This window comes from uncultured Paraglaciecola sp. (genome assembly GCF_937123705.1).
In the GTDB taxonomy this organism is placed as follows: Bacteria; Pseudomonadota; Gammaproteobacteria; order Enterobacterales; family Alteromonadaceae; genus Paraglaciecola.
In genome coordinates this window covers 1-14,299 of record NZ_CAKZKO010000083.1, presented here as the reverse complement: position 1 = coordinate 14,299, position 14,299 = coordinate 1, and the positions used below count along the sequence as shown (strand labels likewise).

The 14,299-nt window shown below is 43.7% G+C and carries 10 protein-coding genes and 1 pseudogene; all 11 read left to right on the top strand.

Annotated elements, in window-relative coordinates; translation table 11 throughout:
• Positions 1 to 282: pseudogene (locus Q0688_RS11715) on the top strand (RNA-dependent DNA polymerase); the annotation flags it as partial.
• Positions 275 to 694 (top strand): hypothetical protein, encoded by a 420-nt coding sequence (locus Q0688_RS11710; RefSeq protein ID WP_299076515.1) that lies wholly within the window; start codon positions 275 to 277, stop codon positions 692 to 694. The pseudogene Q0688_RS11715 and the gene Q0688_RS11710, both read left to right, overlap by 8 nt.
• Before the next feature lie 14 nt (positions 695 to 708).
• On the top strand, positions 709 to 1,032 hold the full coding sequence (locus Q0688_RS11705; protein ID WP_299076512.1) for a hypothetical protein: 324 nt from the start codon (positions 709 to 711) through the stop codon (positions 1,030 to 1,032).
• Between the two features lie 43 nt (positions 1,033 to 1,075).
• Positions 1,076 to 2,686, top strand: a complete 1,611-nt coding sequence (locus Q0688_RS11700; RefSeq protein ID WP_299076510.1) for a hypothetical protein — start codon at positions 1,076 to 1,078, stop codon at positions 2,684 to 2,686.
• Positions 2,686 to 10,014 carry a lipopolysaccharide assembly protein LapB gene (locus Q0688_RS11695; protein WP_299076507.1) on the top strand — a complete coding sequence of 2,443 codons (7,329 nt, stop codon included), beginning with the start codon at positions 2,686 to 2,688 and terminating at the stop codon, positions 10,012 to 10,014. The genes Q0688_RS11700 and Q0688_RS11695 overlap by 1 nt, the downstream gene beginning before the upstream one ends.
• Positions 10,015 to 10,052: 38 nt before the next feature.
• Positions 10,053 to 10,472 carry a hypothetical protein gene (locus Q0688_RS11690; RefSeq protein WP_299076504.1) on the top strand — a complete coding sequence of 140 codons (420 nt, stop codon included), beginning with the start codon at positions 10,053 to 10,055 and terminating at the stop codon, positions 10,470 to 10,472.
• 1 nt (position 10,473) lies between these two features.
• Positions 10,474 to 11,112: a hypothetical protein gene (locus Q0688_RS11685; RefSeq protein WP_299076501.1), complete on the top strand. Its 639-nt coding sequence runs from the start codon at positions 10,474 to 10,476 to the stop codon at positions 11,110 to 11,112.
• 61 nt (positions 11,113 to 11,173) lie between these two features.
• Positions 11,174 to 11,608 carry a hypothetical protein gene (locus Q0688_RS11680; protein WP_299076498.1) on the top strand — a complete coding sequence of 145 codons (435 nt, stop codon included), beginning with the start codon at positions 11,174 to 11,176 and terminating at the stop codon, positions 11,606 to 11,608.
• Positions 11,608 to 11,865 carry a hypothetical protein gene (locus Q0688_RS11675; protein WP_299076495.1) on the top strand — a complete coding sequence of 86 codons (258 nt, stop codon included), beginning with the start codon at positions 11,608 to 11,610 and terminating at the stop codon, positions 11,863 to 11,865. The genes Q0688_RS11680 and Q0688_RS11675 overlap by 1 nt, the downstream gene beginning before the upstream one ends.
• Positions 11,866 to 11,875: 10 nt before the next feature.
• Positions 11,876 to 13,072: a hypothetical protein gene (locus Q0688_RS11670; RefSeq protein ID WP_299076491.1), complete on the top strand. Its 1,197-nt coding sequence runs from the start codon at positions 11,876 to 11,878 to the stop codon at positions 13,070 to 13,072.
• A 3-nt stretch (positions 13,073 to 13,075) separates the two neighbouring features.
• Positions 13,076 to 14,299: hypothetical protein (locus tag Q0688_RS11665; protein ID WP_299076488.1), on the top strand; the 1,224-nt coding region annotated here is incomplete at its 3' end.

Here is a 14,299-nt window from a genome sequence, read left to right as displayed (position 1 = left end):
AATAAAACACAGGTCTTTCCGATTGCCAAAAAGGGCGGCAGGCCACTTGATTTTTTAGGTTATAGAATTTACTCAACACACCGATTGTTGCGCAAAAGCAGCGTCAAAAGCATCAAAGCCAAGCTTAAAAAATTTCATTGGCAGTATGCAAATTACCAAATAAATTTACCCGAAATCAATCAATCAATCCAATCGTGGATAGGCCACGCAAGCCACGCCAGTAGCTACAACTTGCGTAAAAAATTACTTACCCCCGCATTTAAAAGAGGCAATTATGTTTAGCTATTTACACAACGGCACAACCCACACAGATGTGTCAAAAGCATATATGGAAAAGCTAGGTTTAGACGGCGACGCAATTGAAGGCCTACTAAACCAAAAGGAATATGAAGAATCGCAAGAGCCACCGCATATAGCGTCATTTAAAGCTAAACGACAGGCGTCGATAGATGCTGCAACAGTCGTTATCGCATCGGGCAAGTCGTTTGATGCAAACGAGCGCAGCATTATACGGCTAGGTAACGCAGTTATTAAGCTAATGGATAAGCCCGACAGTCATATAGTGCCATGGTCTACGGCTGACGTAGATACCGGCGTAATGGTTGAATGCACTAAAGCCGAGATAGTAGAGGCGCACCAACTCGCAACAGATAATTTTGCAGCAACATGGGCAATTAACCAGGCCGATCAATAAAAGAGGTGCATATAATGGCTGCACTTAAAGCACTAAGAACGCTAATAGGCTACATTTTATGTGGCCTTTTGTTTATTGGGCCGTTCATCATTTTATCGGTATTCGCCTTGTTTGGTAGCGTGTGGGCTTTCAACAGCCTATACAGTATTGATATAGCCATTTGCAGCATTTGCCATGGCACAAAGCTCGAATCAATATCAGCGCGCAGCTTTAGGTTGTCGCACGATAAACGATACCACTATCAAATGCGTGTGATTGATTTTCTTGCAAAGCCTTTTGATGGTGCTAACCACTGCAAGCGCGCTCACAAGTGGGAACGAAAAGTAATAAACCTTTAAACCAATCCCCTTCAAGCTACTCAAACTAAAATAAGCGAATCCTATGCCTGCCATATCTGTTAAAACTTTTGCCGGTGAACGGCCTAAAATCGATCCTCGTTTACTCCCCAATGAATCAGCATCTAAAGCGTATGGTTGTCATTTTGATAATGGCAATCTTTCCCCTCTAAAGCGTCCAGCGCTAACCGGTATATCTGTACTACCAAACGCAAAAACCATTTACCAGCACTTAAATGAGCATTGGTTCGCCTGGGATAAAGTGGTTAACGCAGTCGCGAGCCCAATTGCAGATGATCCTTGGCAACGTGTTTACTTTACGGGTGATGGCTACCCAAAAGTAACTAACAACGCTATTTTTAGCGGCTCCAATATGCCTGCTAGTGCTCATCGTCTTGGCGTTCAAGCACCCGAAGTACCAATAATTGCAGTGGTGACAGATGCGGCTACCGATGAAATAGACCCTAACGATGATGAAACACGCTACTACACGCACACGTTTGTCACTGAGCAGGGCGAAGAAGGACCGCCGGGCGAAGCGTCACAACGTCTTGATATTAGATACCCGGATGAAGAAGGCACATACGTAACGCTTGCTTTATCGCCGCCAAATGTAAATGCGTCAAATATAACGCACCGCAGAATATACAGAACGGCAACCGGCGGCGGCATAGCTGATTACTTGTTTGTGGCAGAGATACCAATCTCACAAAATCAATTTGTTGATGATATTCCAACGGACGAGCTAGGCTCATCACTCGACACTTACGATTATGAAATGCCAAACGAAAACATGATTGGTTTAACGTCAATGGCAAACGGCATATTGGCTGGTTTTTTTGATAGCACAGTTTGCTTTAGTGAGTCATACCTTCCTTACGCTTGGCCTAGCGCTTACCAGCTAACAACTGAGCACGAAATAGTAACCGTTGCTGCGCTTGGCAATACGTTAGCTGTTTTAACAAAAGGCTACCCATATTTATTTAGTGGTATAAGCCCTGACTCAATGGCGGGTCAAAAGCTAGAGTCTAACCAATCGTGCACAAACGCTAGATCTGCAGTCATTGTAAATGGCACGCTTATATACGCGAGTCCTGACGGATTAATAGGTTTAACAAGTGGCGGTTTAACAATGCTAACCAATCAAGTTATTACGCGTGAGCAATGGCAGGAGTACGATCCAAGCACTATCGAAGCTTACCACCAGGAAGGGCGCTATCTTGCTTTTTACGGCGCCAACTTAGATAAAGCGTTTATTTTTGATCCGAGCAATGGTGATTTTAGGCATTTTACAGCAACAGCAATTTGCGGGTTCAACAGTCTTGTTGATGATGTTTTGTATACATGCCAGGGCGCAAACCTTAGCAAGTGGGATTCTAGCCCATCACTAATGAGCTATGAATGGCGCTCTAAAGAGTTTTCGGCTAATGACCTAAGCTTTGCGTGCGCGATGGTTAAAGGTGTCGATACGCAGCTTGCAGGGCTTTATATTTATGCTGACAACGAAGTCGTCTTGCACTTAGAACCGGGTCAAATACCAAAATCAGCTTTTAGACTACCAAACACACGCGGTAACTCATGGTCCTTTGAGGTTTACGGTCAAGGTATTATCCACAGTATTTCTATTGCCACAACTATGCGCGAGGTTGCCGCTTAATGGCTAAATTAAAAAAAGGTGTGTTTCCTGGTATTGTCAGACAGGGAAAGCAAAAGCCGGCTGATAGTGCTATGGCCGAAAACATTGAAATTTTAACCGGTCAACGTGGCAAAGGGGATAATCGCGCTTTACTGGTTAGCGACTTAGTTAACTTAGATGATATGAAGCGCAACGCGCTTATCAATAATGCTAATGGTGGCACAAACGTCGGCGGCTTGCCGATTACAACCGGTGGAGTAGAAAGACCGCACGCGCCGGTTGGCTTAACTGCTACAGGCGGATTTACTTTCATAGCAATAACATGGGATCACCCAACGTACAGAGGTCATGCGTATGCTGAAATATGGCGAAGTGAGCAAGATATATTTGGCACTGCAACGCGCATAGCGACAGAAGTTGCGGATATATTTAGCGATGCTGTAAATATGGGCTCTAAATATTATTACTGGGTCCGCTTCGTAAATGTCGTTGATATGAAAGGGCCAACCCAAGGCGCAAGCGGTATCTATGCAGAAACGGTTAACTCTGCTGAATTAATCTTGGATGAAATTGGCGGCAAGATTGAGAAGTCTCACTTAGGGACTTTTTTAACGTCTGAAATTGGGAAGATACCTGCGCTTGATTTTATGCTTGGTGAATTGGTTGATACTGAGATACCCGCATTAAAAGTTAATATTGATGATATAGGCATAGATATTAATGAATTGAGAGTTGATGTTGATAAGAACCTAGCTGAGCTACCCTTATTAAAAACTAGCATAGAAGATATAAAGCTTACTGAGATACCAGCACTTAAAAGCGATATAGACCAATTTAAAATTGATATACCGTCATTGCGCGAGGACGTAAATCAAAACTTAATTGATATTCCCGCAATACGTGCCGATGTTGATAAAACGCTTGTCGATATTCCTGAGATAAGAGGGATTGTTGATCAGCACCTAATTGACATTCCAGAAATGCAAAGCGAGATAAGCAGCTTTAAAACTGAAATACCGGAGATACGCCAAGAGGTTGAGGATCTTACGGATGAAACCAGCGAGGCCAAGGAAGTTGCTGCGAATGCCAGATCACGCATTGAGTCAGTAGAAATAAGTAATGACTCATTAGCAAGGCAGCTAATAGAGTCTGCGGCAATTAACGATGAAAACTGGACTAACAATACAACTAAATTCACGCTTTTTGAATCTGAGCTTGAAGGTGTTAATGCACGTATTGAGGCTGAATTTCTAACAAAGGCTGAGGCCAATGAAGCGATAGCAGCGGCAGCGGAAACGATACGAGTTGAAATAGAGGCGACCGGGCTTGCTCTTTCGGGTGATATTGAGAGTACATATTACACAAAAACGACAACAGACGAGGCAATCGCTCAAGCTACGCAAACCGTTAAATCTGAAATAGAAGATATTGCCGGCAATAGTATAGGCGCTCTGCTTGACTCAAATTATTACACTAAAACAAGTACAGATAGTGCGATAAGCTTTTCGGCTGAACAATTAAAAGCTGAAATAGAGGACCCAAGTGGCGATAGTTTGGCAGCGTTAATTAACAGTGACTATTACACAAGTGTAGAAACCGATAGCGCTATAACAGCATACGGATTACAGCTAATAAGCAGCATCGAGGACCCTACCGGCGATAGCCTGGGCGCAACTCTGCAAACAAATTATTACACCAAAACTGCAACGGACAGCGCAATTAGCCAGGTGGTAACAAACCTAAGTTCAATGATTGAAAGCGGTGATAATGACGCGAAAGAAGAAATAACATCGCTACTTGATCAGAGTTATTACACAAAGACAAACACCGACAGCGCAATTAGCCAAGCGACAACGCAGCTAAGCTCGCAACTAAACACGCAAGTTAACGAAGCAATAAGCGATCTTGATGATGCGTTAACGACTGACTTCAATGAAAAGTTTTCAAGCGTAAACGCAACATTAACGAATGATTACTACACCAAAGTAGAATCAGATCTAGCCATTGCAACTGAATCGCAATTACTAAAAAGTGCCATCGAGGACCCTACAGGCAACAGCCTGGGCGCAACGCTTTTCACTGATTACTCGACAAAGGTTGACACTGAACAAGCCGTATCACGCGCTATTTTTGAATTAAACAGCCAGTTCGAGCCTTTAGCTGAGTCAATTATTGAAAATGCGCTTGCTAATGATGAAGCTATAGAGCGCCAAGAAGTTATAACTGCAGGTATTATAAGAACCCAAGAAACGATAACGGACGAGTCGAAAGCGTTAGCGCAATCTATATCTGAAATAGAAACTCAATTTAATGACAGTAGTGCACGCATTACTGCGCTTGATAAAGCTGTTTCAAATAGCATAAGTTCTAGCGCGTCTAAAATATTTCAGTTAGACAGCAAGGTTGAAAGTAATAAATCTTACTTGGAGGTAAATTATCTTACTAAGGTTGATACTGAAAGTGCGATAAGTGAAGCGACAACAGCATTAAAGTCAGAAGTCGAAAACGGTTTTCAATCGGTTTTAACGAGTGACTATTACACGGCTGCGGATACTGATAGCGCAATTGGTGAAGCTAGCACACAACTGAAATCTAGCATTGATAGCGTTAATGCTGATCTACATGAAAACTTTTATACACAAGTTGAAGCCGACAACGCAATAAGCCAAGCGACAACAGCTTTAAAGTCTACAATTGATGGTGATATTGGCAATGTTTCAGCAAACTTAGAGGATAACTATTACACATCAGCAGCAACCGATAGCGCCATTAGCCAAGCTACAACACTTCTAAATTCTAGCATTGATGATCTTGAATCAAATGTTTTTGAATCGGTTTACACTAAAATCGAAGCGGACAGCGCTATATCCGGCAGTGTGACGGCATTAAAGTCTGAGCTAGTGCAATCTATTGAAGATGGCGACACGGCCTTATCTGAATCTATTACAGCCGACTTGCAGACCAACTATTACACGGCAACAGCAACAGATAGCGCCATTAGCCAAGCTACAACCATACTTAAAAGCGCCATTGAAGATCCAGAAGGCGAAAGCCTGGGCGCAACGTTGTTTTCAGAATATTCAACAACAGCAGACGTTAACCTTGCTATTAGCGAGTCAGTAAATCAATTCAACTCTGCTATTGGTGGGCTAGAGTCTGACATTTACGAAAACGTTTACACAAAAGTAGAAGCAGACAATGCGACAGCCGGCAGTGTAACAGCATTAAAGTCTGAATTATTAAAGTCGATTGATGATGGTGATGAAGCTTTATCTTTGGCTATTACAGCGGACTTACAAACAAATTATTACACTCAAACACAAGCCGATAGCGCGATTAGCGAAGCGACAACAACCCTAAAATCTACTCTTGATGGTGATATTGGTGACGTTGCGGCAGACCTACAGAGCAACTACTTTACTAAAACGGATACAAGCACAGCCATTAGCCAGGCAACGCAATTAATAAAATCTGAAATAGAAGATGAAAACGGTAATAGCATTGGTGCTACGTTATTTACTGATTACTCAACTACGACAGAAGTTAACCAGGCGATTGCACAGGCTACAACGCAGTTAAATTCAAACCTTGATGATCTTCAATCTGATATTTACGAGAATGTCTACACGAAAGTAAATGCGGATAGTGCGATAGCCGGCAGTGTTAGCGCTCTTAAAACTGAGCTTTTACAGGCGATTGATGACGGTGATACCAGTGCGGTGCAAACCATTACCGCCGACTTGCAAACTAATTACTACACTAATGTAGCAACAGATAGTGCCATTAGTAATGCTACAACGTTATTAAAATCAGCTATTGAAGATCCGCAAGGTGATAGCTTAGGCGCTGAATTATTTACAAAATATTACACAAAAACAGATACAGACGGTGCATTGGCTGAACTTAATACGCAGCTAAGGGCAGAGTACCAACCACTAAGCGAAGCGGTTATTGAAAACGCCCTTGCCAATGATGAAGCAAACAACAAGCAGCTAAAATTTGCAGCAGAGATAATATCGCAACAGAAAGCCTTTGTTGATGATCAGGGCGCGCTTGCAGAGTCAATTTTTGCGCTACGTTCTGAATTTGGCGACAGCCAGGCAGAGCTATATACCTTGAAAGAAACGTATGCCGGCAACGTGCTAGCAACTGCGAGGGAGTTTAACAAACTAGAGTCAAGCATAGGCGACGTATCAGCTACCTTATTAAATAGCTATGACACATCGGCCACGACAACAGAAGCGATAGCTAATGCGGTTTTGGCTCTTAAATCTGAAATTGAAGATCCTGCAGGCGAAAGCGTAGCTGCAAACCTTCAAGTTAATTACTACACGAAAACCGATACAGACAACGCATTGAGTGAGTTAACTACTCAATTAAGCTCAAACGTTGGTGACTTGTCGGCTGAAATTTACGACAAGTTTTATACAAAGGTTAATACGGATAGCGCTATTAGCTCAGCAGTAACCGCGTTACGTTCTGATATTGAAAGCGATATAGGCGAAATAAGCGCAGGCTTAGACCAAAATTATTACACTAAAACGGATGCTGATAGCGCAATTGCGCAAGCGGATCAGCTATTAAAATCATCTATTGAAGATCCTAACGGTGATAGCCTGGGCGCAACGCTGTTTAATGCCTACTACACCAAAGCGAATACAGATAGCGCCATAAGCGAAGCTGTAAACGCAATGCAAGCAAGCATTGAAGATCCTAACGGGCATAGCATTGGCGCAGACCTGCAGCAAAACTATTCAACTACCGCTCAAACTGGTTTAGCCATATCACAGGCAACGGAGCAGCTAAAAAGCGTAATTGAAGATCCTGAAGGCAGCAGCTTAGCAGCAGACATTTACGAAAACTTCTCTACTACGGCGGAAACAGACCAGGCTATTAGTGAAGCAACAAACGCACTTAAATCAACGCTGGACAATGATATAGGCAGTATTGCCGCTGATCTGCAAAACAACTACAAAACCGAAGTAGAAACAGACCAGGCTATCAGTGAGGCAACTACGACCTTAAAAAGCGAGATAGAAGATCCGAGCGGTGATAGTTTGGGGGCTACGCTATTTAATGAGTTCCAAACGAAGGCAGACGCTCAAGAGGCAAGCGCCAGTAGCGAACAGCAATTAAGAGCCGTATTTGAACCAAGCGCTCAAGCGATTATTGAGAACGCGCTCGCGGGTGATTTAGGGGAAGAACGCAGAACATTAGCAGAAGCGGATATAATCAATCGCCAAAATGTGTTTGCCAATGAGCAATCAGCATTATCAGAGTCGATAACCGCGTTAAATTCTTCTATTGACGAAAGCAAGGCGAGTTTATACCAGCTGCAAACCACCTTTGCCAACAAGACCAAAGCAACCGCTCAAGACTTATTGAAGCTTGATAGTGACGTTGGCAATGTAAAAGCCGACCTAGTAAATAATTACTTTACGAGCGCCAAGGTAAACGAGGCTATTGCTAGTGCTGATACTGCTTTACGTGCGGCTATAGAAGATCCAAGTGGTGATAGTATTGGTGCTGATTTGCAAACCAATTATTACACTAAAGCGGCAGCAGATAGTGCGATCAGCTCAGCAACTACGCAATTGAAAAGCGCCATCGAGGATCCTAACGGTGATAGTGTTGGTGCGGATTTATACGTTAATTACTCAACCACAGCAGAAGTAAACCAGGCAATTAGCTCTGCAAGAACGGCGTTACAATCGAATATTGATGGCAACAAATCTCAGCTTGAAGCGAATTACTACACCAAAACCGATACAGATAGCGCTATAAGCTCAGCTGTAACAACTCTAGGATCTGAGCTTGATACTGAATTAAGCAATGTAAACTCATTACTTCAAACCAACTATTACACAAAGACGCAAGCCGATAGCGCGATAAGTTCAGCAACTACGCAGCTAAAGAGCGCCATTGAAAACCCAAGCGGAAGCAGTATAGGTGCGGATTTATACAACAACTACTACACCAAAGCAGGCGCAGATAGCGCTATAAGCACCGCCAGCCAAATATTAAAGGCAGCCATTGAGGATGAAAACGGCAACAGCTTAGGCGCAAGCCTGCAAACTCTGAGCCAAACAGTTGCATCTAACGAGGGTGACTTCTCAGCCTTATGGGGTGTAAAGACCAGCGTTAACGGCTTACAGTCTAGCCTTGGCCTAGTAAACGACGGCGTTGAACCTATATTTGCGGTTAAAGGTGCTAAGTTTGCAATAATAACAGATCAGAATCCTACTAACTTAACACCTGTCTTTGCAGTTTCAGGCGGTAAAACGGTTATAAATACTGCAATAATTGACCAGGCATTTATAAAGAGCCTAGTTACTGATGACTTACTATCTAATCGCGTGACTGTCGGATCGTCATTAACTACACCGTCAATAAACTACAATAGAACAACCGGCGCTAGGGCGGGTAACTTCTCAATTGACCCAAGCGGCAACATGTACGCCAATAGCGCAACGCTTAAATCGGTGACAATAAAGGATGCCAACGGAAACGTTGTAATGTCATCTACTGGCGCAATACCTTCATCCAAAATTACCGGGCTAGGTGATTTAGCTTCTAAAGACTCGCTTGGTTATAACGAGCTTAGCGGCAGGCCAAATTTAGGAACTTTCGCATTTTTAAGTGAGCTGGGCTATAACGATTTAAGCGGTAAACCCTCACTTGGAAGTCTGGCATCTAAAAATTCATTGTCTTATAGCGAAGTGACAGGAAAGCCAGCACTAGGCAGTTTGGCTTATTTAAACTCGCTTGCGTATGACGATGTAACCGGGAAGCCTTCACTTGGCCCATTCGCGGGACTTAGTAAAATTTTGAGTTCAAATGTAACTACGTATATTGCAAATGGCGCTATTGGCTCAGCGCAAATAAATCAAGCGTATATCAATCAGCTATTTGGTCAGGATGCGAGCTTTTACGGCACTGTATATGCTCAAAATCTTGAAGGTGATGTTTATGATGTGCTTATAAAAGAGGGTATTTCTCTTTCGATAAATAGCAGCGGAGACACTATAGTTTCATTTAGCATTTCACCTGAGCCATTTGCAAGAAAGGTAGAGATAACCGGTATAAAATGCAGTGGTTACGCGGCTTATGAAGGCGGCCCCGTATATGCAACAATTGACTTTTACCGAAATGGGTCAAGCTCGATAGTGTCAAGAAAAAATGCTTCGGCGGGAGATGAGTTCAGTAACTTTATTCACGACATACCCGCAAATACATCAAGGACGTATACAGCAAAGTTGAATCAATCAACTTCTTATAGAGATGGGTTCCCTACTGTGGGTGGAGATATACGATGCTCTGTGTTTAAAAAGGCAAGCTCAATTTCATAATGGATAAACCCCCCAATATAGGTTAGTATTTCTACACAATGGAAAAGTCACATCTGCAATGCGTGTCATGGCCTAAACACCGTGACCGGCTTAAAGAGCCAATAACTCGAATAGGCAATATTGCAAACGACCCACACCTATACCAAAAAATCGACAAAGCCTGCTCAAACGAGCGGGCTTTTTTGTTTTTGATCCCCGATGGTTTTTTTGTCTTGTGGCCGCGTTACATTAATCGCGTTCCGTATATCGAAGTTACAGTTGCGTCCTGTCATGGTGGAAACGCCATGATCAGGTATCAACATCACATCAAACGGCTTGCCGAGAAGGGCAACGCTTCATTTATAGAATTTTTAACAGCCAGAAAAGGTTTTGACAAGCTAGCCCCCAAACATGGCTGGCGGCGCTTTGGTGCGCACAATGGTCTATCTGTATGGCGGTACTTTATTAGAGGTGAATAGCATGGGCGGTTCGTCAGGCGAAGTTAAAGAAACAGAGTATGAAAAAGAGCTAGCGAAAGTGTACGCCGAAGAATGGGGCTACTACCAAGACAGCATTGTGCCATTTGAAAACCAAGTTATTGACGAAGCAAAGCAATCCAATGACGCAAGCGTTTACGATGACATAGCCGAGAACACCAATATTGGTTATAAAAAATCGTTTTCAGATGCCAGCAATAACGCACTATCAAGCATGGAAGCCAATGGCATAAACCCCAATAGCGGCAAATTTAAAAGCGTTGTTAGTGATATGGCAGACAATGAAGCGTCAGTAACAAGCGATGCTACGTCACGATCACAAGTGGCCGGCCAAGAGCGTTACATCGGCAAAATGAGCAATGTAATGGCAATGGGGCAAGGGCAGTCACAGGAAGCCACAGCAACACTCAGCGATATAGCGGCAAGCTCACAGCGAAAAGCCATTAACGATGCAAATAACAGCCGAGCAGGAAAAGACTCGGTTATAGGTGCTGCGGGCGCGCTGGCGGGCGCTGCAGGTAGATATTACAGCAACTTATCACCTCCAAAGCCAGACGCAGTGATCAACCCTAACGCAGCAACACCAAGTGATATAAATAAATCACTAATGGGAGGCGGTTAATATGAGTTTCAACTTAGCAAGCAATAACGACCCTAACAACTGGACTACATAGGAGAAATCTATGGAAGATGATTTTGAATACGACATTTACGATGTTGATACCACCAATATCAGAACAGACAAGTATCAAAACGCCCTGGCGGATCTAACTCGCCAGCAATTTGAAGATTATAAAAACCGGTTTTTACCTGTGCAAGAAGAATTGTTTGGCCTTGCTACTAGCGACAAATTGTTAAATGAACAAATGGCTCGCAATGAAAAAAATATAAATACCTCTTTCAATCAATCGAAAGTAGCTGAGTCTCAGCGCTTAGGGCGATACGGTTTAGCGCCGGACGAAACAAAACAAAGCAGTGCTAATACAGGGCTTTTAAAAAGTCTTACAACGGCCTCTATAAATAATGAAACACGTGAATCTGTAGATGATTTGCAAAACCAAATACTAACGGGGCAAGGCGGCGCGCCTAAGTCTCTAGCTGATATTGGAGGTAAATAATGGGCTATTCAATTATGCAAGCCGGCCAAAGCACGAAGAACAAGGCCACTGGTTCACTTAAAACATTGTCGGATATGGAACAAAACCGCGATATGACTAATGAAAACCTAAAGCAGCAAAAGAAAAGCGCTCAGATAAGCGCTACTGGTACCGGCGTTATGGCTGGCGCAATGGCAGGCGCAGAGATCGGCTCGATTGGTGGGGCTTGGGGCGCGGCCATTGGTGGCGCTATAGGTTTAGTTGCTGGTTCACTTTAAGGGGTAATGTATGGCAGGCGCATTTGTAGATGGTGCATTGAAAGGCTTTGAAATGATGGATCGCCATCTAGCACGAAAAGATAATAAAGCCCGGTTAGCTGATTTGGATAAGCGAAATGAGCAACGCTATCAAGATGGTTTAGATCGACAAGCGCAGTTAGATAAAGAGCGAAAAAACAATCGCGAGCAAGATGTTGCTTATCGTGATCAGCAAGCTGCCGATACCAAAGCGTATCGAGAGCAAACCAGAGAAGATACCAGCAACTATCGGCAGTGGCAGCAAAACTACCAAACACAGCAAGCGAATTGGAAAAATGACCAGCCAGCAATAGCAATGGCGTGGCAAACATACAGAGATACGGGGACTATACCGAAAGATTTAGAGCCTGTAATGCAAAGAAATAAGGCGATGGATCCGCGTACTTACGCAAAGCCAGAAGCTAGAGAAAACATAAAAATGTTTGACTCTTTGCTCGGTGAAGTTGCAAAAACAGGCAAAGTATCTGAACTAAACTCGCCTAAATCAATAGAGCTAACAAACGCTGCTTTTTCCGACAAGCTAAATTCAACCGTTGGGCAGTACAACGAAAACGTAAAATCTAAGGTTGCAAGCAATAAGATTGTTAATTATGTGCCTCTGAGTGAAAAAGGCGAGCCGCCAAGGTTTGGCTTTGAAATAGAGGTTACTTATGAAAATGGCATGAAAGAAATAAAACCAATGACCAAGGGCAGAACATCTGAACCTGATGATCCAGTAATGACCTATACGCCCAAAGAGCTTTTTGGCACTGTAAAAACTCGCGCAATGATGGCAGATATGATAGAGCGCCCTGAATACTGGGACAAAATGGGGACCGAAGTTGCTGCAAACTTTGGAAGAAGAAGCGCACAGCAAAAAGAAGCCCCTCAAGAGTCCGAGTACCGCAAGGAAAGAGCAAAAATACTAAAAGATGAAGCCGATGCTCTTGCTGAAATAGAGTATAGCTATGGCGCACCTAAAAAAGACTCGCCCGACGAGGCGAAGAAAAAGAGACTGATAGAGGCAGTTAGAGCCCAGTTTAAGCAGCGCGAGGATAAGCTAGGTGAGATTTATGGCAAACAAGTCGCAGAAGCCCCCCCAAAGGAAGGGAGTGGAAACAAAGGATATGCTGACTTTAGTGATGATGAATTAATGAGTTTTATCTACGGCAGCTCTGGAGAGAAATAGCACATGAACAATGAAAGATTACTTGCACTGCAAGAGGCTGACAAGCGCGGCTTATTAAAAGGGCCTCAAAAAGAGGCTTATGATGAAGCCGTTAAGCGCGGACTCATTGGCGCTAGCGAAATAAAGGCCGAAGCTGTGTCGGAGCCAGAATCAGGCATGTCTGCAGCGCTAGGGGCAGGCGTTGATAAGTTGCAAGAGATTGGTTATCGCGCGGCTGAGGGGCTAACTGATGTTATTGGTGAGAAGCCAGAGCCTACAAAGCGAGAGCTTAACGTGCTAAAGCCTGGGTCTTTTGATAGCTGGCTTGCTGATAAGCTTAGGCCAGGCGCAGAAGTTGACCAGTGGGCTGAAAAAGGCATTGAACGAAATGTTGAAGAACAAAAGGCGTATGAGCCAACAGTCAAGTCATACAAAGATATTGGAGGGTTAAAAGATTTTGGTAATTATGCTGGCGAACTGGTTGCCGGATCGTTGCCATACATGGCCGCAGCAGCAAATCCAATTGGCGCCGCTACTCTTGCCGGAGGCTTATCTCAAGAGGCTTACGAAAAACAGCCCGAAGATGAAAAGAATGTAGCACGAGCCGTTGCGTCAGGTTCAGGACAAATGCTACTTGAGCGCTTAGGCATTAAAGTAAGCATGGGTCAACTTGGTAAAGACATTTTAAAAGATGGCGTAGTCGAAACGGCTAAACGAATGGGCAAGGGCGAGCTTGTTGACGCTGTACGCGATCCAACCTTTGCAAAGCGCATATTTAAAGGCGCAGTAGGCGAAGGCTTAACAGAAACAGGGCAAGAAGCACTAGCGCAATGGGGCGCAGGCAAAAGCATTGATGAATTTGAAGGGCTAGACGAAGCCTTTGTTGGCGGCATTACGGTTGGTGGCGTTATGCGTACCGGCTCAGAAACGGCGCAAAAAGTCATGGGCTACCAACAAAAAACAGCAGAAGCCGTTAAGCAAGGCGCTGATCAGTTGGTTGAAGCTGGTTCATCACCAGAAGAAGCAATTGAAATTGTTAAAAAGCAGCAGTATGACGCAGCTATTAAGCAAGGCTTTACAGAGGTAGAAGCGTCAGCAATTGTTGCACGCACAATGAAAGAAAAGTTTGGTATTGATGACCCCGTATTTACAGCCGCAGCAGAGCCAGCGGCAGCGCCAGAAGCAGAGCCAGCGCAAACCATACCAGAAGATACAGAAACACCTGTATTTAAAAATGATGATATTGAT